Below are 20,451 nucleotides of genomic sequence, written 5' to 3'. Positions count from 1 at the left end.
ACAAGCCTTTTCGTAGCTGAATGGATTCATGGCCGGATATAGTCGCTTGCTGCAATAAAACGTCGGGTGGGCTCCGCCCACGCGGTCGTACCCATGCACGCCGCAACGCATGCGACGGACACGGCTCCAGTATAGCGCCACAAACAAAAAAAGCGGGCCGCAGCCCGCTTTCCCGAAACGATCTAAACCGAATTAACGCTTGTCGATCGGCGGCACTTCGCGCACCGGCGAACCGACGAACAGCTGGCGTGGACGGCCGATCTTCTGCTCCGGATCGGCGATCATCTCGTTCCACTGCGCGATCCAGCCGATGGTACGGGCCATCGCGAAGATACCGGTGAACAGCGAGACCGGGATGCCCAGGGCCGACTGCACGATACCCGAGTAGAAGTCGACGTTCGGGTACAGCTTGCGCGACACGAAGTATTCGTCTTCCAGCGCGATGCGTTCCAGTTCCATCGCCAGCTTGAACAGCGGGTCTTCCTGCAGGCCCAGCTCTTCCAGCACTTCGTGGCAGGTTTCGCGCATCAGTTTTGCACGCGGGTCGAAGTTCTTGTACACGCGGTGACCGAAGCCCATCAGCTTGACGCCCGAGTTCTTGTCCTTGACCTTCTCGATGAAGGCTGGGATGTTCTCGACCGAGCCGATTTCCTTCAGCATGGTCAGGGCCGCTTCGTTGGCGCCGCCGTGGGCAGGGCCCCACAGGCAGGCGATACCGGCAGCGATACAGGCGAACGGGTTCGCGCCCGACGAACCGGCCAGGCGGACGGTCGAGGTCGATGCGTTCTGCTCGTGGTCGGCGTGCAGGATCAGGATGCGGTCCAGGGCGCGCACCAGCACGTCGTTGACCTTGTACTCTTCGCACGGGTTGGCGAACATCATGTGCATGAAGTTGGCGCTGTACGACAGGTCGTTGCGTGGGTACATGAACGGCTGGCCGACCGAGTACTTATAGGCCATCGCGACCAGGGTCGGCAGCTTGGCGATCAGGCGGATCGCCGAGATCTCGCGCTGCTTGGCGTCGTTGATGTCGAGCGAGTCGTGGTAGAACGAGGCCAGCGCGCCGACGGTGCCGACCAGCACCGACATCGGGTGCGCGTCGCGACGGAAGCCACGGAAGAAGAAGTTCATCTGCTCGTGGATCATCGTGTGCTTGGTCACGGTCTCGTCGAACGTGGCCTTCTGCTCTGCGTTCGGCAGTTCGCCATTCAGCAGCAGGTAGCAGGTTTCCAGGAAGTCGCAGTTCTCGGCCAGCTGCTCGATCGGGTAGCCGCGGTACAGCAGCTCGCCCTTGTCGCCGTCAATGTAGGTGATGCTCGAGTTGCACGCCGCCGTCGACATGAAGCCCGGATCGTAGGTGAACTTGCCGGTCTGGCCGTACAGCTTGCGGATGTCGATGACGTCCGGGCCGATCGTGCCCTTGTAAATCGGCATGTCAACCGATGGGCTGCCGTCCGAGAACGACAGGGTGGCTTTGGTATCAGAGATATTCATGGCACTTCCTTCTTGGGAGTGGAATCTACAAAATATAAAACGAAACCGGGTTTCGCTTACGCTTGGCGCAGGCGCGCCAGCAGGGCGCGCACATGCGGCAGGTCGACATCGCCTTCGGGCTCGGCGCGTCCGAGCAGCAGGTCCATCAGCGGATTGTCCGCCAGGTCCAGCAAGCGGGTCAGCGCATCGACGTCGTCATCGCTCAGGTCTGCTTCATGCGCATCAAGGAAGCGCGTGAGGATCAGGTCGTTTTCGAGCAATCCACGGCGTGCGCGCCAGCGCAGGCGGGCCCGGTTGGCGGGGTCGGATTGATGCGCGTTTTGCTGCGTATTCACTCTAGAGTCCGTTGTCGGTCAACACTATACTCCGGCTGCCGGGAATCGGCAGTACGGTACTTCTACTGTATTGATGGCAATACTTGGGATGCAGTGCGGGCATTTTACAGCGGTGGGCACAGGGCGCCCACCCTACCAAACGGTCGCGCGAATGATCACCGGCAGGTTGAACGCGTGGGCGGGAAACCCGCCCACCCTACAGGTATGCGTCGGGTTTGTAGGGTGGGCACTTGTGCCCACGCGTTTACACGGCCGGCCATACAGCGCCGGCCGCAAAGGACCAACTCAGATCGCGCGGCGGACCAGCAATTCCTTGATCTTGCCGATGGCCTTGTTCGGATTCAGACCCTTCGGGCAGACGTCCGTGCAATTCATGATCGAGTGGCAGCGGAACAGGCGGTACGGGTCTTCCAGGTTGTCCAGGCGCTCGGCGGTGGCTTCGTCGCGCGAGTCGGCGATGAAGCGGTAGGCCTGCAGCAGGCCGGCCGGGCCGACGAACTTGTCCGGATTCCACCAGAACGACGGGCACGAGGTCGAGCAGCAGGCGCACAGGATGCACTCGTACAGGCCGTCGAGCTCTTCGCGCTCTTCCGGATACTGCAGGCGCTCTTTCTCGGGCTTGATCGAGTCGTTGATCAGGTAGGGCTTGACCGAGTGGTACTGCTTGAAGAACTGGGTCATGTCGACGATCAGGTCGCGCACGACCGGCAGGCCCGGCAGCGGACGCAGCACGATCGGCTGGGTCAGTTCGTTCAGGTTGGTGGTGCAGGCCAGGCCGTTCTTGCCGTTGATGTTCATCGCGTCGGAACCGCAGACGCCTTCGCGGCACGAGCGGCGCAGCGACAGCGAATCGTCGACGTCCGACTTGATGCGCTGCAGTGCGTCGAGCAGCATCTTGTCGGTGTCTTTCAGTTCGACGGTGATGTCTTGCATGTAAGGCTTCGAATCCTTGTCCGGATCGTAGCGGTAGATCTTCAGTTGGACTGTGCGTGCCATGTTTTACCTATATTCATAACGGACAGGAGCATGTGCTCCTGCCCTGAAGTTCGTTCTTAGAAAGTACGTGCCTTCGGCTTGAAGGTGTCGACCGTCAGCGGCTTCTGCACCACTTCCTTGTACTCGAGGCGGTTGCCTTCCGAGTAGAACAGGGTGTGCTTCATCCAGTTCGCGTCGTCGCGCTGCTCGTAGTCGCTGTGGGCGTGGGCGCCGCGCGATTCCTTGCGCGCCTGGGCCGAAACGATGGTCGCTTTCGCGGTCTCGATCAGGTTGTCCAGTTCCAGGGCTTCGACGCGGGCCATGTTGAAGACCTGCGACTTGTCCTTGTACGACACGTGCTTGCGGCGCTCGTCGAGGACCATGATTTCCTTGACGCCCTGGGTCAGCAGCTCGTCGGTACGGAACACGCCGCAGTATTTCTGCATCGTGGCGCGGATGTCGTTGGCGACGCCCTGCACTTTTTCCGAGCCGGTCGAGGTTTCGAGGCGGTTCAGGCGGTCGAGGGCGAAGTCGGCGGCGTCCTTCGGCAGGGCCTTGTTCGACTTCTGCTTCAGGTTCGAGGCGACCACGTGGTTGCCGGCGGCGCGGCCGAAGACCAGCAGGTCGAGCAGCGAGTTGGTGCCCAGGCGGTTCGCGCCGTGGACCGAGACGCAGGCGCATTCGCCGATGGCGTACAGGCCGTTCACGACTTTCTGGCCGCCATTCACGATATCAGGGGTAACGACCTGGCCGTGGATGTTGGTCGGAATGCCGCCCATCTGGTAGTGAATCGTCGGCACGACCGGAATCGGTTCCTTGGTGGCGTCGACGTTGGCGAACTTGTGGCCGATTTCCAGGATCGAAGGCAGGCGCTTCTTGATGGTATCGGCGCCGATGTGGCGCAGGTCCAGCAGCACGTGGTCCTTGTTCGGACCGCAGCCGCGGCCTTCCTTGATTTCCTGGTCCATCGAACGCGAGACGAAGTCGCGCGGCGCCAGGTCCTTCAGGGTCGGCGCATAGCGCTCCATGAAGCGTTCGCCGTTCGAGTTGATCAGGATACCGCCCTCACCGCGGACGCCTTCCGTGATCAGCACGCCCGCGCCGGACACGCCGGTCGGGTGGAACTGCCAGAACTCCATGTCCTGCAGCGGCAGGCCGGCGCGTGCCGCCATGCCCATGCCGTCGCCGGTGTTGATGAAGGCGTTGGTCGATGCGGCGAAGATACGGCCGGCGCCGCCGGTGGCGAAGATGGTGGTCTTCGCTTCCAGGATCATCACGTCGCCGGTTTCCATTTCCAGGGCCACCACGCCGATGACGTCGCCGTCGGCATCGCGCACCAGGTCGAGGGCCATCCACTCGACGAAGAAGTGGGTACGGGCACGGACGTTACGCTGGTACAGGGTGTGCAGCAGCGCGTGGCCGGTACGGTCGGCCGCGGCGCAGGCGCGCTGGACCGGCTTCTCGCCGAAGTTGGCGGTGTGGCCGCCGAACGGACGCTGGTAAATGGTGCCGTCAGGGTTGCGGTCGAACGGCATGCCGAAGTGTTCCAGCTCGTAGACGACCTTTGGTGCTTCGCGGCACATGAATTCGATCGCATCCTGGTCGCCCAGGTAGTCGCCACCCTTGACGGTGTCGAACATGTGCCAGTACCAGTCGTCCTCGCTCATGTTGCCGAGGGAGGCGCCGATGCCGCCCTGCGCCGCCACGGTGTGCGAGCGGGTCGGGAAGACTTTCGACAGCACGGCCACGTTCAGGCCGGCTTCCGCCAGCTGCAGGGATGCGCGCATGCCGGAACCGCCGGCGCCGACGATGACCGCGTCGAAGCGGCGGGAAGGGATTGCAGTTTTAATTGCTGCCACGATTACACACTCCAGAGAATTTGCACAGTCCAGGCGGCGCAGGCCAGCAGCCAGAGCACCGTAGCAAACTGCAAGGCCAGCTTGATGCCGGCATTTTTGACGTAGTCCATCCAGATGTCACGGATACCGACCCAGACGTGGTAGTACAGGCCGAGGAAAGTGACGAGGGAGAAGAGCTTGAACCACTGGCGCGAGAACAGGGCCGCCCAGCCTTCATAGGTGAAATTCTGTGCAGTCAGGAAGGTGCCGAGCAGGATCAGGGTGTAGACCACCATCACGATCGCGGTGACGCGCTGCGCCAGCCAGTCCTTGACGCCGTAGTGCGCGCCGACGACGAGGCGGCGCTGGCCGATATTATTCTTGCTTGCCATGGTTAGAATACTCCGAACAGTTTCAGGGCGACGACGACGGTCAGGGCCAGGCTGATGACCAGCACCCAGCGGGCGGTCTTCTGCGCTGCGTCCTTGTCCAGGGCCATGTGGTTGTCCATGAACAGGTGGCGCACGCCGGCGGTGAAGTGGTGCAGGTACGCCCACGACAGACCCAGCAGGATGATCTTGGTGAAGACGTTGTCGACGATGCCGCCGAAGTGGTAATACGAGATTTCCGAACGCAGGCTTTCCTGGAGCAGGTACAGCAGGAAAGGCAGCATCAGGAAAATCCCGAAGCCGCTCACGCGGTGCAGGATCGAGACGATCGCCGATGGCGGCATCTTGTACTTCGTAGTGATATCCGTAATGTGGATATTACGGAACTCCGGCCGTCCTTTTTTTGTGGCCTCTCTCACGGCTTCGGACATACAACACCTCCCTTAACTGACAAAATGTGATTAACCCTTAATTTTCGCCGATTTTTTGCGTCGCACCAAGATGCGATGCCCGAAATTTGCGAGACAAACGCGGAACCGGGTTTTGTTTGGCGCTTTCTTACTAACAACATATTTTAAACGCATAGCCACAAACGTGCTGACGGCCGCTTGTTGCACGATGGGCGGTAAAACCGCCCATCCACGTCACGACAACTCGTTCTGGTAATGATGCTGCGCCGTCAGGTACAGGCCGCGCCGCAGCTCCACCGGCCGGTCTCCATACGTGAACGACACCCGGTCCGCGCACAGCAGCGGCGTCCCTTCGGCCACGTTCAGCACCTCGGCCGCCGCGCCGTCGGCGCCGATTGCCCGGATCTTCTCGGTCGCGCGGATCATGCGTGTGCCGAACTCGGATTCGAACAAGCCGTACATTGGACCCTTGTACTCGACCAGACGTTCGGCCGTCAGTCCCTTGAACAGCTGCCCCGGCAGCCACAGCTCCTCGAGGATGATCGGGACCGCGTCGAAGGACATCACGCGCTTGATGTAGACGACCGCGTCGCCGGATTTGAGCTCGAGCAGGCGCGCGACCTCGGCCGGCGCACGGATGCGCCGCACTTCGAGGTACCGGTTTTCGTGAGGACGGGGAGCGCCCTCGTCGGGCATCAATTTCAGGAAACGGAAGTGGGCGCGCTCTTCGTGGTGAGTGGCAACGAAGGTGCCCTTCCCCTGCCGGCGCACCACCAGGTTCTCGGCCGCCAGCTCGTCGATGGCCTTGCGCACCGTGCCCTGGCTGACCTTGAAGCGCACGGCGAGCTCGACTTCGCTCGGCATCAGTTCGCCCGGCTTCCACTCCCCGGATTGCAGGCTCTGCGTGATCAGCGCCTTGATTTGCTGATACAGGGGCCGGAACGAGGGGGAGGCACTGCCTGGGCCCTCGCCGGAGGGGTTAGTCGGGACGGAATTCATAGACCACGATTTCACCACAAAACTGCCCCTTCCGTCCAGTGTACTTCCCGTATGATATGTGTCTTATATAAGACATATGATATGGATTGACAGGGGTAACGGGCGAGGACTACACTCGCGGTCGATCGGGCGGCCGTCCTTGTGCCGCGCGCCCGGAAGGATTCATGTCCGTTTTGGTATCATTGCACTTTTATTGCAGTTTTCCCGAACAGGCGTATCCTCGGCTTCGACCGTTTTCATTCCCACTTTTGGAGATTCATCATGGCTAAAACCCCAATGCGTGTTGCCGTTACCGGCGCCGCCGGCCAGATCGGCTACTCGCTGCTGTTCCGCATCGCTAACGGCGACATGCTGGGCAAAGACCAGCCGGTCATCCTGCAGCTGCTCGAGATCGACAACGAAAAGGCACAGAAGGCGCTCAAGGGCGTGATGATGGAAATCGACGACTGCGCATTCCCGCTGCTGGCCGGCATGACCGCGCACTCGGACCCGATGACCGCATTCAAGGATGCCGACTTCGCTCTCCTCGTCGGTGCACGCCCGCGCGGCCCTGGCATGGAACGCAAGGACCTGCTGGAAGCCAACGCACAGATCTTCACGGTGCAGGGCAAGGCGCTCGACGCCGTCGCTTCGCGCGACGTCAAAGTGCTGGTCGTCGGCAACCCAGCCAACACCAACGCCTACATCGCGATGAAATCGGCTCCTAACCTGCCGGCCAAGAACTTCACCGCCATGCTGCGCCTGGACCACAACCGCGCCCTGTCGCAAGTCGCTTCCAAGCTGGGCAAGCCGGTCGGTTCGATCGAGAAGATGGCCGTCTGGGGCAACCACTCGCCGACGATGTACGCCGACTACCGCTTCGCCACCGTCGATGGCCAGTCGGTCAAGGACGCGATCAACGACGACGTCTGGAACCGCGACACCTTCCTGCCGACCGTCGGCAAGCGCGGCGCCGCCATCATCGAAGCCCGCGGCGCATCGTCGGCTGCTTCGGCTGCCAACGCCGCCATCGACCACATGCACGACTGGCACCTCGGTACCGCCGGCAAGTGGACCACGATGGGCATCCCATCGGACGGCTCCTACGGCATTCCGAAGGACACCATGTTCGGCTTCCCGGTCACCGTCGAAAACGGCGAGTACAAGATCGTGCAAGGCCTGGAAATCGACCAGTTCTCGCAAGAGCGCATCGACCTCACGCTGAAGGAACTGACCGAAGAGCGTGAAGGCGTGGCCCACCTGCTGGCCTAAGCCGCATTTGGCGAACATGGATCCGGCCAAGCCGCCAGTTCGCCGAACCCGCCGTGTTGCCGAAAGCGACGCGGCGGTTTCTTCGTCTTCATCCGTTTCTTCCGCCGCATCCGCCACTTCCAGCGAACCCCACATGCATCCTTCCGAGGTTTTATTCCAGGGCAAACGCCAGCCGCTCCTCCTCCCCGCCTGCGATCACTATTGCGGCTCGGAGAAGCTGATGCGCAAGTCGATGGCCCTGCAACAAGAGCTTGGTCCCGTCTTCGACATCACCTTCGACTGCGAGGACGGCGCCGCCGCCGGCAACGAAGCCGCGCACGCCCAGCTCGTTGCCTCGCTCATCGCTAGCTCCGACAACCGTTTTGAGCGTATCGGCGTGCGCCTGCACGACATCGACAGCCCGCATTTCGTCCAGGACGTCGTCACGATCGTCGGCGCCGCAGCCGGCAAGCTCGCCTATGTCGTGCTGCCCAAGCCGAACGGCCTGGACGACGTGCGCCGCGCATTAGAGATCATTAACCGCGTCGCCGTGCCGAACGGCCGCGCAGCGCTCCCCGTGCACGTGCTGATCGAGACCCACGGCGCCCTGCACGAAGCCTACGACATTGCCGCCCTGCCCCAGGTCGAGTGCCTTTCCTTCGGCATCATGGATTTCGTTTCCTCGCACTTCGGTGCGATCCCGGCCGCCGCGATGCGTACGCCGGGACAGTTTACGCACCCCCTGGTTGTCCGCGCCAAGCTGGAGATGGTTGCGGCATGTCATGCGCACGGCAAGGTGGCCTCGCATAATGTGACGACCGAAATCAAGGACAGCGCAGTTGTGGCAAACGATGCACAACGCGCCGGCGCCGAATTCGGTTTTACGCGCATGTGGAGCATCCATCCGGACCAGATCAAACCGATCGTCAAGGCGTTTACGCCCCGTCTTTCGGAAGTCAACGAAGCCACCAACATTTTGCAGGAAGCGATGGCGGTGAACTGGGGTCCGATCGCTCAACATGGGCGCTTGCACGACCGCGCCAGCTACCGATATTATTGGACCGTTTTGCAGCGCGCGAAGCTGGCCGGCCTGGCGCTGCCCGAATCCGCGGCGGCAATCGTCAACTCAACGGAAATCCACTAATGGCCACCTCCCTTCAACACCTGTTCGCCGCCGGCGCTTTCGCGTTCGCGGCTTTTAGTCTGTGCAGCGCTCCCGCGTTCGCAGCTCCCGAGAAAAACCATCCGAAGGCCGAAGACGTCCTGAAGGCCAGGAAATCGTCCCCGAAATCGAAGCAGGCAGCTGCCGCCGCCGAGGACAACTGGGCCCCGGCCGATGAAGCCGAACCGGACATCACCGACACCAAGGTCACCGAGTACAGCTGCGAGCTGAACAACAAGGTCACGATCTATACCAACGAAGGCGACGATTCGCACATCGCCCTGCGCTGGAAGAAGCGCCTGCACCGCCTGGAACGCGTCGGCACGACCACCGGCGCGATGCGTTTCGAGAACACCAATTTCCGCCTGATCTGGATCGGCATTCCTTCGAAGGGCATCCTGCTCGACTCGAGGCTGAACCGCCAGCTGGCCAACGAATGCAAGAACGCCGAACAGGCCAAGCCGGTCGTGGCCGCCGCTTCGGAACTGAAGAAGAGCTGACGCTGCGGCGTCCTACCCGTTGCCCGATATTCGTATATTGAAGCAATAACAAGAAACCCACTGAAGGAGAGCTTATGTCCCGCAACACCCTGAACACGCTGAAGGACTTCCCGCTGAGCGCGGGCCAGTCCGGCCAGTTCTACTCGCTGCCGGCGCTGGGCGAAAGCCTGGGCGTGAACCTGTCGCGCCTGCCGGTGTCGATCCGTATCGTCCTCGAATCCGTGCTGCGTAACTGCGACGGCAAGAAGGTCACCGAAGAACACGTTCGCCAGCTGGCAAGCTGGGGCGCGACCGCCGAGCGCACCGACGAGATTCCTTTCGTCGTTGCCCGCGTCGTGCTGCAGGACTTCACCGGCGTGCCGCTGCTGGCCGACCTGGCCGCGATGCGCAACGTCGCCGCCAAGACCGGCGCCGATCCGAAGAAGATCGAGCCGCTGGTGCCGGTCGACCTGGTCGTCGACCACTCGGTCACCATCGACCACTTCCGCGAGCCGAACGCGCTCGACCTGAACATGAAACTGGAATTCCAGCGCAACAACGAGCGCTACCAGTTCATGAAGTGGGGCATGCAGGCTTTCGACACCTTCGGCGTCGTGCCTCCGGGCTTCGGCATCGTCCACCAGGTCAACCTCGAGTACCTGGCACGCGGCGTCATGAAGCAAGGCGACACCTACTACCCTGACACCCTGGTCGGCACCGACTCGCACACCACCATGATCAACGGCGTCGGCGTCGTCGGCTGGGGCGTGGGCGGCATCGAAGCCGAAGCCGGCATGCTGGGCCAGCCGGTCTATTTCCTGACCCCGGACGTCATCGGCGTTCACCTGACCGGTTCGCTGCGCGAAGGCTGCACCGCGACCGACCTGGTGCTGACCATCACCGAACTGCTGCGCAAGGAAAAAGTCGTCGGCAAGTTCGTCGAGTTCTTCGGCGAAGGCACCGCCTCGCTGTCGACCACCGACCGCGCGACCATCGCCAACATGGCACCGGAATACGGCGCAACGATGGGCTTCTTCCCGGTGGACGACGCCACCGTCGACTACTTCCGCGGCACCGGCCGTACCGAAGAAGAAATCACCGCCTTCCAGAACTACTTCAAGGCGCAGGGCCTGTACGGCATCCCGAAAGCCGGCGACATCGACTACACCCGCACCGTCTCGCTCGACCTGTCGACCGTGACCCCGTCGCTGGCTGGCCCGAAGCGCCCTCAGGACCGTATCGAACTGGGCAACGTGAAGAACAACTTCACCGAACTGTTCAGCAAGCCAACCACCGAAAACGGCTTCAACAAGAACCCGGACGACCTGCACAAGCTCTACGAGACGACCAACGGCGTGCGCGTGAAGAACGGCGACGTCCTGATCGCCGCGATCACCTCGTGCACCAACACCTCGAACCCGAGCGTGCTGCTGGCCGCCGGCCTGCTGGCCAAGAAAGCCGTCGAGCGCGGCCTGACCGTCGCGCCGCACATCAAGTCCTCGCTAGCCCCTGGCTCGCGCGTCGTGACCGAGTACCTGACCGCCGCCGGCCTGCTGCCTTACCTGGAAAAGCTGGGCTTCGGCGTGACCGCCTACGGCTGCACCACCTGCATCGGCAATGCCGGCGACCTGACCCCGGAACTGAACGCCGCGATCGTCCAGAACGACATCGTTGCCTCGGCCGTCCTGTCGGGCAACCGTAACTTCGAAGCACGTATCCACCCGAACATCCGTTCGAACTTCCTGGCCTCGCCACCGCTGGTCGTCGCTTACGCGATCGCCGGCAACATGACGCGCGACCTGATGACCGAACCGGTCGGCAAGGACACCAACGGTGTCGACGTCTACCTGGGCGACATCTGGCCGTCGAGCCAGGAAGTCGGCGCGCTGATGCGCTTCGCGATGAACTCGGAAGTGTTCAAGAAGAACTACGCCGACGTCAAGGGCAACCCGGGCGAACTGTGGGAGCGCGTCTCCACCACCGAAGGCCAGGTGTACAACTGGCCTGAGTCGACCTACATCGCCGAGCCGCCGTTCTTCGCCGACTTCGAGATGACCCCGAAAGCAGCCGCCACCGGCGTCACCGGCGCCCGTGCGCTGGGCGTGTTCGGCGACTCGATCACGACCGACCACATCTCGCCAGCCGGCTCCATCAAGGAAGACGGCCCAGCGGGCAAGTGGCTGAAGGATCACGGCGTGCTCAAGGCCGACTTCAACTCCTACGGCTCGCGCCGCGGCAACCACGAGATCATGATGCGCGGCACCTTCGCCAACGTGCGTATCAAGAACAAGATGATCCCGCCGAAGGCCGACGGTTCGGCAGTCGAAGGCGGCATCACGATCCACCAGCCGAGCGGCGAACAGCTGTCGATCTACGACGCGGCCATGAAGTACGTGGCCGAAGGCACCCCGACCATGATCTTCGGCGGCGAAGAGTACGGCACCGGCTCCTCGCGCGACTGGGCAGCCAAGGGCACCCAGCTGCTGGGCGTGAAGGCCGTGGTCGTGCGTTCGTACGAGCGCATCCACCGCTCGAACCTGGTCGGCATGGGCGTGCTGCCGCTGCAGTTCATCGGCACCGACAGCGTCGAAACGCTTGGCATCACCGGCAAGGAAACCTTCGACCTGAAGGGCCTGGAAGGCGAGATCAAGCCGCAACAGCTGGCTACCCTGGTCATCCACCGTGAAAACGGCGAGACCAAGGAAGTGCAGGTCCTGCTGCGTATCGACACGCCGATCGAAGTCGACTACTACAAGCATGGCGGCATCCTGCCGTTCGTGCTGCGCCAGCTGCTGGCTGCGTAATTGTCCTAAGCCCGCTTCACGGCGGGCTGCGGATGACAAAAAGGGCTGGAACCTTGACGGGTTCCAGCCCTTTTTAATTAACTGCGATGCCACCCTACGTGGCGGCGCATGGCGCATGGCATTCGAAATGCAGCCGGTCGTACCACACGCCTTTCATCTCGAAGCTGCGCCGCGAATGCCCGAACTGGACGAACCCATTGCGCAACAGCACGCGCGCCGATGCGGCGTTGTCGATGCGCACGTCGGCCTCGATGCGCGCCAGTCCCAGCTCGCCGAAAGCGATGCCCAGCACCTGGCGCACCGCCTCGCTCGCATAACCCTTGCCGCAGGCCGCTTGCGCCACCCGGTAGCCGAGCACGGCCGACTGGAAATGCGCGCGTTTCACGGCACTCAGGTTGGCCCGCGCGACGATGCGGCCGTCTTCTTCCTTCAGCAGGAACTGGTAGCCGAGGTCCCCGTCCGCGTCCGTGCACGCTTCCGCGATCGCCTCGGCCACGCCCTCCGGGGAATAGTAGGACGCAGGCCGCGCATTGATCGTCGCTTCGAAAAACGCGCGGTTCTCCGTTTCGAAATCGAACAGCGATGCAGCGTCGGCAAGGGTGAGCGGCACGAGGATGGGCTGCGGCATGCGGATGGCTCCTGGTTGGATCCGGGCATGCTCGCATGGATCGGTTATCGAAGCAACAAGAGGCCCCTCCCCCTTCGGCTCAGACCTCCGCCCACATCCTGAGCAGGTTGTGATAATGCCCGGTCAGCCCGACCGTGGCCTCGGACTCGCCGTGCGCCGCGCGCAGCTTCTGGATATTCGTGTCGAGCTCGAACAGCAGCGCGCGCTTGCTGTCCTCGCGCACCATGCTCTGGGTCCAGAGGAAGGACGCGATACGCTCGCCTGTCGTCACCGGCAGCACCTGGTGCAGGCTGCCCGAGGGATAGACGATGGCGTCGCCCGCCGGCAATTTGACCTCATGGGTGCCGTAGGCATCCACGACGACCAGCTCGCCGCCCTCGTACTCGTCGGGTTCGCTCAGGAACACGGTGGTCGAGACGTCGGCCCGGATCGCCGGCAGGCCGGGACGCTGGGCGCGGATGGCGCCGTCGACGTGCAGGCCGTAATGCTCCCCGCCGGCGTAGCTGTTGAAGTACGGCGCCAGGATGCGCAGCGGCAGGACGCTGGAAAAGAACAGCGGGTTGGCCATCAGCGCGGCGCTGACGATCTGGCCGAGTTCCAGCGCCAGCGGCGAAGCCTCGGCAAGCTGGCGGTTGCGTTTGACTTGCGCGCCCTGTGGTCCGACGCTGGCGCGGCCGTCGATCCAGTCGGTCTCGCGCAACCGCTGGCGCATCTGCGCGACCTGTTCCTGGCTCAGTACGCCAGGGATATGGAGCATCATGGTGCTTACCCTTCCGCAAAAAACACGACCCTCCCCGCTTCAAGCAGGGAGGGCCGGGTGAAACTTGGCCAGGAGAGCGGCTGGGCCGCGTTTCCTTAAAACTTCAGGTTCGCCGTCAGGCTCGCCGAGCGTCCCGCACCCACGCCGGCATAGTGCGGCGAGGACACGCGGTCGAAATACAGCTTGTCGCCCAGGTTCTGGATGTTCAGCTGGAACGACACGTTCTTGTTCAGGTTATAGCTGGCCATCGCATCGAAGCGGGTGTAGCTCGGCGCGTATTTCGTGTTGTTGATGTTGGCGTAGACCTTGTCGACATAGTTCATGCCGATGCCGGCGCTGAAACTCTTGTTGAAAGCGTACGAGGTCCAGAGCGAGGCGCTGTGCTTCGGCGTGGTCGGGAACACGTTGCCGTTATACGGCGACACGACATAGCTCGGTGCGGCCGTGGTGCCGACGTTCAGGTAGCCGTTGTCCGCCACGACGCCGTCCAAGTAGGTATAACCACCGAACACTTGCCAGGCATTGGTCAGCTTGCCCGAGAAGCCCAGTTCCAGGCCCTTCAGTTCCTTGCGGCCGACGTTCTGGCTGGTCCCGTCCGGCGCGGTCACGCGAGCATTGTTCATCTTGCTCTGGAAGATGGCGGCGTTCAGCGACAGGCGGCTGTTCAGCACTTCCCACTTGGTGCCGAGTTCGAAATTCTTGCTTTCCTGCGGCTGCAGGTTCTGCACGGCGACCGTCAGCGCGTCGAGGCCGTCGCCGCCATCGTTGCCCGGCGGCGTGGCCGAAGTGGCGTACGACACATAGATGCTGCCGTTGGCGCTTGGCTTGTAGACGAGGCCGGCCTGGTAGGTCGTGAAATCGGTATCGACGTGGGCGCGGGTGGCGGCCGTGGTCGGGCCGGCCGCAGTGTCGAGCGCGGTCCTGAACTCATCCCAGCGCACGCCGACGTTGAGCATCCACTGCGGATTGAATTCGATGGTGTCGAACCCATAGACGGCGCGGGTGTTGGTCTTCACGTTTGTCAGCGCCGGCGAGACGCTGCGCGTGGTTACCCACGGGTCGTAGGGATTCGGGTTGTTCAGGGGCGCGCAGTTGTAGAGCGTTTCAGCGCCCGAGGTCGGGCAGGTGAAGGTTTTGGTCAGCGGATTGTTGGTGCCCGGCGTGAACAGGTAGCTGCTGCGCTCGGTCGACTCGCGGCTGATTTCCACGCCGGTGTTGAAGCTGTGCTTGATCGTGCCGGTCGTCAGCTTGCCGGTCAGGCTGGTGGCGTTCGCCATCGTTTCCGTGTCGGTGACGCGGGTGTTGGCGCGGCGCCAGACGGTGCCGTAGAGGACCGTGTTGCCCTTCGAATCGTCGGGCTGGGTCCAGACGAAGTCGTTCTTGCTCTTGCCATAGCGGGTGACGTTGCGCAGCACCAGGTTATTGCCGAAATCGTGGCGCAGGTCGATCGTGCCGATGTCGGTTCTGGTGTCGCGGAAGTCGCGGTTGGCCAGGCCGTAGAAGGTTTCGCGATCGACAGTGAACGGCGTGCCGTTGCCGTTTTTCGCGACGTTGGGGCCGGTGGTGAACGGGTTGTTGAACGGGATGCCGGTGTCCGGGATCTCGCTCGACTGCATGTGGTAGTAGCTGAGGATGGCCTTGGTCGGCCCGGTCAGGCCGAAGGTGATCGTCGGTGCGATGCCCCAGCGGTCCCCGCCGACGACGTCGCGTCCGGCCACGTCCGCTTCGTGCGCCATCACGTTCAGGCGGAAGGCGGCGTTCTGGCCCAGCGTGCGGTTGATGTCGCCGGTGACGCGGCGGTATTTGTCGGTGCCGATGCCGACGCTGGCGTTATTGAAATTGTCCAGCTGGGCCGACTTGCTGACCAGGTTGATGCCGCCGCCGGCCGAGGAACGTCCGCCGTAGGCCGAGTTCGGACCCTTCACGACTTCGATCTGTTCCAGGTTGAAGATTTCGCGCGACTGCGAACCCGAGTCGCGGATGCCGTCGACATAGGTGTCGGTCTGGGCGTTGTAGCCGCGGATAAAAACGTTGTCGCCCACCGGGTTGCCGCCCTCGCCCGCGCCGATGGTGATGCCCGGCACCGAACGCAGCGCGTCCGTCAGCGAGACGGCTGCCGTTTGCGAGATCACTTCCTGGCCGATGACGGAGACCGACTTCGGCGTATCGAGCAGCGCGGCCGTGAACTTGTCCGAGCTCGAAGCGACCGGGGCCTGGACGTCGCGGCGCGCGGTGCCGGTGACTTCGACCTTGGCGACCGGTTGCTCGATCTCGTCGTTGCCGCTGTCGGCATGCGCCAGGGGCGAGGCCAGCGTCGCCAGCACGGCGAGCGCGGAACCGGTCAGCACGGGCGCGGCGGCGCGTGGGTGCTTGCGGCTGCGGATGAAGGAGGTGGCGCTCTGCACTGCTGGGCTTGCTGTCGTGGTCATGGTCATCGCTGGTAAGTTTGCCCCTCCGGTGGCGAAACTGCGTCTGGCGAAACCGGAGAAGAAATGAGAACGATTCGCATTATGATTTCTATTGACGGATTTGGCAAGTATTGATGGGCAGCCCATCGAGGCAATGCACTGCGGCAAGCGCGAGTGTCAGCTGCACACCACATCCGCTGCAAGGGCCACCCCGCCCGTTGTGTTCATGGCATGTGGCCGAATCAACTACAATACCGGGGATAAGGGTTTATCATGGCCCCTCGCAGTTCGATCCTGCCCTTTCGATCCTCACCTATTTACAAGAGACTCTTCAGCGCTATGCGTCGTCCCTCCAAAGATCCATCAAATAAACTTTCCGCAGAAAGCCAGCGTCTCTCCAGCATTGCCCAGGCCATCGTGCAGTCTGCCAGCCGCGTCGAAGAACGCACTTGGGAGCGCCAATTGGACTCGCAGCTGCAGAAACTGCTCAAGACCAATCACCAGGAAAGCATCGACGCCGCACTCAACGCCCTGTTCAAGGACGACCTTGCCGGCTACGATGTGCTGATGGATGGCGTCGAGGCCGTCAGCGAATCGTCGACGATGGTCGAGCAGGCCAACGATGGCGCCGAGGTCACCTGGCAGGCCTTGCTGGTGGCGGCGCCGATCCTGGCCTGGACGCGTTTTTCGATCGGCTCGGGCACGATCCCGGCGGACTTGCTCAGCACGCTGTCCGCACATTTCTCGGCCCACCTGCTGGCCGAAGGCACGCAGATGGCCATGGCGCCGACGCTGTACGCGATCGACCAGTTGCCGCGCACCCATGCCGAAACCTATGCGCTGACCCACAAGCTGGCCCAGGCCGCGCACAAGGGCGCGAGCATCAAGCCGGCGGTCCGCGCGCCGGAAACGGCACCCTTCCTGGCCGACACCCGCTACCTGCTGGTGACGATCGTGGCCCCGGTCGGCGCCCCGCTGTTCCGCTGGCAGGAAGCGCAGCACCAGATCGATTTCGAAAAGGAACGCGCGAACGCCCTCACCGCCTGGCGCGAGCAGGCAACCGCGAACGTGGCGCGCCTGCTGCCGGGCTGCGGCGTCGAACTGCTGCTGCCGGAAGCGTATTACGTGGCCTGCCGCGAAGCCGACAAGGCGATCCGCCCGATCTCGATCCGCGCCGCCGTGCACTATCTGACCAACACGCTCGACCTGGAAGCTTCGGACCTGCGCGCCGTGATCGCCGGCTTCGGCGAAGAAGCGGCCGACGGCCAGATCGACGAATACCGCGTCGGCTTTACCCTGCGCCAGAGCGCCGAAGTCGTGTACGGCATCGTCTGGCCACTGTATGGCCAGGAAGACGAGGAAGGCACGCCGATGGAGGGACCGGGCGCGGGCGGCTTGCTGCCGGCACCGCTGACCCCGATCAACGAGATCATCGCCCACCTGAACGAAGCGGGCATCACCCACATCAAACGCATCAACGAGCTGTATGTCGCCGAGTATTGCGACGACTGCGGCGCGCCGCTGTTCGCCGATCCGACCGGAGAGCTGGTGCATGCCGAGATGCCGGAAGATACGCCCACGGGAACCGAGCACTTCCACTGATCGTGCCTGTCAGGCATCCATGAAAAACGGCGCTTCGAGCGCCGTTTTTTTATCGATAGCCGGAAATCACCGTATCGCCGCGATCACCCGCTTGCCGAACTCGGCGACATTGCCGCCATGCCAGCGCCAGACGATCACCAGGTCGTGGTCCGGCGACACCAGGATCGTGTTGCTGCCCGCGCCCAGGGCGGCGAAGGCATTCGTGGGCAGGCCCGGCAGGGTCTTGCCCTTGGTATTGAGCCACCACAGGTAGCCGTAGTCCGGCCCGTGCTCGCTCGGGGTCAGGGCTTCCTTCACATACCCGGCCGGCACCACCTGGCGCCCGTTCCAGGCGCCGCCACGCAGCCACAGGTAGCCGAAGCGCGCCATGTCCCAGGAATTGATCCACATGCCGCCGCCCCAGCGCGTGCCGCCGCTCACCGAGGGCACCTGCTTGCCGTTCAGTTCGACATAACTGTTCGTGTAAGGCACCCACTTCCAGGTGGTCGAGGCGCCGATGACGTCCATCACCTGCTCCTGGAACACTTCAGGCAGCGGCTTGTCGAACACGCGCAGCAGCGACAGTGCGAAGCGGTTGATGCGTACGTCGTTGTATTCATAATAGGTCCCTGGGGCGCCCGGCGTGCGCGGCTTGCGCTCGCCCGCCCCGAACTGCTCCTTGCCGATGAAATCGGCATTCTTGCCCCACATGCTGCCTTGCCACTCGCTTTCCTGCTGCAAGTGGTGTTTCCACGTGATCGGCGCGTTCTGGGCCGACGCATAGCCGCCATCGTTCACGCGCCTGGCAACCGGCTCGTCCAGCTTGCCTATGCGTCCGTCGCGCCGGGCCACGCCGGCCAGGGTCGACAGCATGCTTTTCGCAACCGAATAGGTCGGGTCGACAAAGTTCGTATCGCCGAACTCGGCCACGACATAGCCCTTGTAGATGACGACGCCATTCGTGTGCGCGCGGCGCGTCGGCATCGAACCGAGACGGCTGCCGAAGGTCGCTTCCTGGTCGGAAAAGTCGACGGCGCGTTCGGTTTCATGGCCTTGCGCGTACTGGAGGGCGGCCGCCAGCGCCGCCGCGTCCATGCCGAGCTCGGCGGGCGCCTTGCGCGCCCATTCTCCGGCCGGCGGGAAATAGCTTGCGGGCTGTGCAGCGGGCTGGGCGGCATGGAGGCCGGCGCTTGCCAGCAAGGCTGCCATGCCGAGGAAAAGCGAACTGCGCCGGGTCATGCGGGTCATGCGGGGACCTTCCACGAGGAATACGGGTGGCGAATCAGGTTGGAATTGAAATAGCGGGCGTCGTGCGTGACTTCAGCTCCCAGCCAGTCCGGCCTGTCGAAAGGCTCGTCTTCGCTGGCCAGCTCGATCTCGGCCACGACCAGCCCGGCATTGGCGCCGAGGAATTCGTCGACTTCCCAGGTGTGGGCGCCGGCCAGGATACGTCGGCGATATTTCTCGATCAGTGGTGGCTGGCACAGCCTGTCCAGCAGCTCGGATGCCTCGGCGAGGGGAATCGGATATTCCCATTCGCCGCGTGTGGCGCCCTGGCTCTTGCCTTTGATCGTGAGAAAAGCCTTGTCGCCCTCGATCCGGACGCGCACCACGCGCGCCGGGTCGAGGCTGAGATAGCCCTGGCGCAGCAGCACCGGTTCGCCCAGCTCTCGCCAGCCATCGCTGGCCACCAGGAACTTGCGTTCGATCTCTACGCCCACTGATTAATCCAGCGATTGCAGGATCGGCTGCAGGATCGCCGCACCCAGGGCCGCACTGCGCGCACCGTTCCAGCCGGTGTAGCTGTTGGGCAGGTCGGCATTGTCCTTGAACGGCATCTCCAGCGTCAGCGACAGGCATTTGAAAGTGTGGCCGACGTATTTCGAGGCCAGGGTCAGCAGTTCTTCGTTGTACTTGCTGGCCGCATAGCCATACACGTTCTGGAAGTCGGGGCTGGCCGCCATGTACTGGGCCACGAAGGCCTTCTGGCGCGCTTCGCGCTCGGGCGTGAAATCGGCCAGCATTTCGTTGCCGGCCACGAAGTTGTACGGCAGGGCCTCGTCGCCGTGGATGTCGAAGAACATGTCGACACCGGTTTCATGGATCTTGTTCTTCACGCACAGCACTTCCGGGCTGCGCTCCAGGGAAGGCGTCATCCACTCGCGGTTCAGGTTGGCGCCGGCGGCGTTGGTGCGCAGGTTGCCGCGCACCGAGCCGTCCGGATTCATGTTCGGCACGATGTAGAACACGGCGCGCTGCAACAGCTTGCGCGCGATCGGGTTGGCGTCGTCGAGCAATGCATCCATCAAGCCTTCGACAAACCATTCGGCCATCGTTTCACCCGGGTGCTGGCGCGCGATGACCCAGATCTTTTTCTCGGCGGCCGGATTACCGATCACCACCAGGTTCATGTCGCGGCCGTCGACCGTGGTGCCGATGTCGTGCACGCGCGCGATCGGGTTTTCCGCCACTTCGCCCAGCAGGCGCAGGTGGCGCTCCCAGGTGTAGGGCTCGAAATAGGCGTAGTAGATGCTGTCGAGTTCAGGCGTGTGGTTGACCGTCATGACCTGGCCGTCGAAGCTGGTCGGCACGCGGAACCAGTTCTCGGTGTCATAGCTCGCGGCGACCTGGTAGCCCTCGAAACCCTTCGGATAGGTTGCCTGGCCGGCATTCAGGAAACGGATCGTGCAGGCCTGGCCACGCGCGCCCTGCAGGCGGAAGTGGAACCACTGGTGAATGTCCGCATTGTTGTCGCGGCGCAGGTTCAGGTCGATCTGTTTCGCGTGCTCCGCGGCGACCACCTCGATGGCGCCGGAATCGAAATGCTGGCTGATTTTGATAGGCATGGCGGATCCTTTGTTGGCCTGTTCGCAAAGTGAAGGATGATGATACCGGATTCAATGCCCGGATTTGACGCCGCACTCCTCTGCGCGGGCAGAGGACACGGGCGTCGCGACGG

General features: G+C 63.1%; 18 protein-coding genes. 5 read left to right on the top strand and 13 right to left on the bottom strand.

Going from position 1 to position 20,451, the window contains the following annotated elements; genetic code table 11:
* Positions 1 to 192: 192 nt before the first annotated feature.
* The 7 genes from gltA to LPB04_RS12530 all read right to left on the bottom strand — a co-directional run bounded on the left by gltA (position 193) and on the right by LPB04_RS12530 (position 6,440).
* Entirely contained in the window at positions 193 to 1,494 is a 1,302-nt protein-coding gene (gene gltA / locus LPB04_RS12560; RefSeq protein WP_193684914.1) for a citrate synthase, read from the bottom strand.
* A 56-nt stretch (positions 1,495 to 1,550) separates the two neighbouring features.
* Complete coding sequence (locus LPB04_RS12555; protein WP_193684913.1) at positions 1,551 to 1,829, bottom strand: FAD assembly factor SdhE; 279 nt, start codon at positions 1,827 to 1,829, stop codon at positions 1,551 to 1,553.
* Positions 1,830 to 2,114: 285 nt separating this feature from the next.
* Positions 2,115 to 2,825, bottom strand: coding sequence for a succinate dehydrogenase iron-sulfur subunit (locus LPB04_RS12550; protein ID WP_193684912.1), 711 nt, complete (start codon positions 2,823 to 2,825; stop codon positions 2,115 to 2,117).
* A 56-nt stretch (positions 2,826 to 2,881) separates the two neighbouring features.
* A complete protein-coding gene (sdhA, locus tag LPB04_RS12545) occupies positions 2,882 to 4,663 on the bottom strand; it encodes a succinate dehydrogenase flavoprotein subunit (protein ID WP_193684911.1) in 1,782 nt (593 codons plus the stop codon).
* Positions 4,664 to 4,665: 2 nt separating this feature from the next.
* Positions 4,666 to 5,034: a succinate dehydrogenase, hydrophobic membrane anchor protein gene (gene sdhD, locus LPB04_RS12540; RefSeq protein WP_193684910.1), complete on the bottom strand. Its 369-nt coding sequence runs from the start codon at positions 5,032 to 5,034 to the stop codon at positions 4,666 to 4,668.
* A 2-nt stretch (positions 5,035 to 5,036) separates the two neighbouring features.
* On the bottom strand, positions 5,037 to 5,462 hold the full coding sequence (sdhC, locus tag LPB04_RS12535; RefSeq protein WP_193684909.1) for a succinate dehydrogenase, cytochrome b556 subunit: 426 nt from the start codon (positions 5,460 to 5,462) through the stop codon (positions 5,037 to 5,039).
* Between the two features lie 213 nt (positions 5,463 to 5,675).
* Positions 5,676 to 6,440 (bottom strand): GntR family transcriptional regulator, encoded by a 765-nt coding sequence (locus tag LPB04_RS12530; RefSeq protein ID WP_193684908.1) that lies wholly within the window; start codon positions 6,438 to 6,440, stop codon positions 5,676 to 5,678.
* Between the two features lie 261 nt (positions 6,441 to 6,701).
* On the opposite strand from LPB04_RS12530, the gene LPB04_RS12525 reads away from it, so the two are divergent.
* From LPB04_RS12525 to acnA, 4 genes are all read left to right on the top strand, one after another.
* Positions 6,702 to 7,691, top strand: a complete 990-nt coding sequence (locus LPB04_RS12525; RefSeq protein ID WP_193684907.1) for a malate dehydrogenase — start codon at positions 6,702 to 6,704, stop codon at positions 7,689 to 7,691.
* Between the two features lie 133 nt (positions 7,692 to 7,824).
* Complete coding sequence (locus tag LPB04_RS12520; protein ID WP_193688981.1) at positions 7,825 to 8,814, top strand: HpcH/HpaI aldolase/citrate lyase family protein; 990 nt, start codon at positions 7,825 to 7,827, stop codon at positions 8,812 to 8,814.
* Positions 8,814 to 9,332: a hypothetical protein gene (locus LPB04_RS12515; protein ID WP_193684906.1), complete on the top strand. Its 519-nt coding sequence runs from the start codon at positions 8,814 to 8,816 to the stop codon at positions 9,330 to 9,332. Before LPB04_RS12520 ends, LPB04_RS12515 begins: the two co-directional genes overlap by 1 nt.
* Positions 9,333 to 9,406: 74 nt before the next feature.
* A complete protein-coding gene (gene acnA, locus LPB04_RS12510; protein ID WP_193684905.1) occupies positions 9,407 to 12,115 on the top strand; it encodes an aconitate hydratase AcnA in 2,709 nt (902 codons plus the stop codon).
* Between the two features lie 94 nt (positions 12,116 to 12,209).
* Here the strand turns inward: acnA and LPB04_RS12505 are convergent, their stop codons facing one another.
* From LPB04_RS12505 to LPB04_RS12495, 3 genes are all read right to left on the bottom strand, one after another.
* Entirely contained in the window at positions 12,210 to 12,743 is a 534-nt protein-coding gene (locus tag LPB04_RS12505) for a GNAT family N-acetyltransferase (protein ID WP_193684904.1), read from the bottom strand.
* Positions 12,744 to 12,822: 79 nt separating this feature from the next.
* Positions 12,823 to 13,503, bottom strand: a complete 681-nt coding sequence (locus LPB04_RS12500) for a Fe2+-dependent dioxygenase (RefSeq protein ID WP_193684903.1) — start codon at positions 13,501 to 13,503, stop codon at positions 12,823 to 12,825.
* A gap of 95 nt (positions 13,504 to 13,598) precedes the next feature.
* Entirely contained in the window at positions 13,599 to 15,932 is a 2,334-nt protein-coding gene (locus tag LPB04_RS12495) for a TonB-dependent receptor (protein WP_193684902.1), read from the bottom strand.
* Between the two features lie 318 nt (positions 15,933 to 16,250).
* Between LPB04_RS12495 and LPB04_RS12490 the strand changes: the two genes are divergently transcribed.
* On the top strand, positions 16,251 to 17,513 hold the full coding sequence (locus LPB04_RS12490) for a DUF2863 family protein (RefSeq protein ID WP_193684901.1): 1,263 nt from the start codon (positions 16,251 to 16,253) through the stop codon (positions 17,511 to 17,513).
* A gap of 66 nt (positions 17,514 to 17,579) precedes the next feature.
* Here the strand turns inward: LPB04_RS12490 and LPB04_RS12485 are convergent, their stop codons facing one another.
* The 3 genes from LPB04_RS12485 to LPB04_RS12475 are packed head-to-tail and all read right to left on the bottom strand — an operon-like array spanning position 17,580 to position 20,338.
* Entirely contained in the window at positions 17,580 to 18,740 is a 1,161-nt protein-coding gene (locus LPB04_RS12485; protein WP_193684900.1) for a serine hydrolase domain-containing protein, read from the bottom strand.
* Entirely contained in the window at positions 18,737 to 19,213 is a 477-nt protein-coding gene (locus LPB04_RS12480) for a CYTH domain-containing protein (protein ID WP_193684899.1), read from the bottom strand. Before LPB04_RS12480 ends, LPB04_RS12485 begins: the two co-directional genes overlap by 4 nt.
* A 3-nt stretch (positions 19,214 to 19,216) precedes the next feature.
* Positions 19,217 to 20,338 (bottom strand): M14 family metallopeptidase, encoded by a 1,122-nt coding sequence (locus tag LPB04_RS12475; RefSeq protein ID WP_193684898.1) that lies wholly within the window; start codon positions 20,336 to 20,338, stop codon positions 19,217 to 19,219.
* Positions 20,339 to 20,451 lie beyond the last annotated feature (113 nt).

Origin of the sequence: Massilia litorea (assembly GCF_015101885.1) — a bacterium.
Lineage (GTDB): Bacteria > Pseudomonadota > Gammaproteobacteria > Burkholderiales > Burkholderiaceae_D > Telluria > Telluria litorea.
This window is presented reverse-complemented; position numbering and strand designations above follow the sequence as displayed.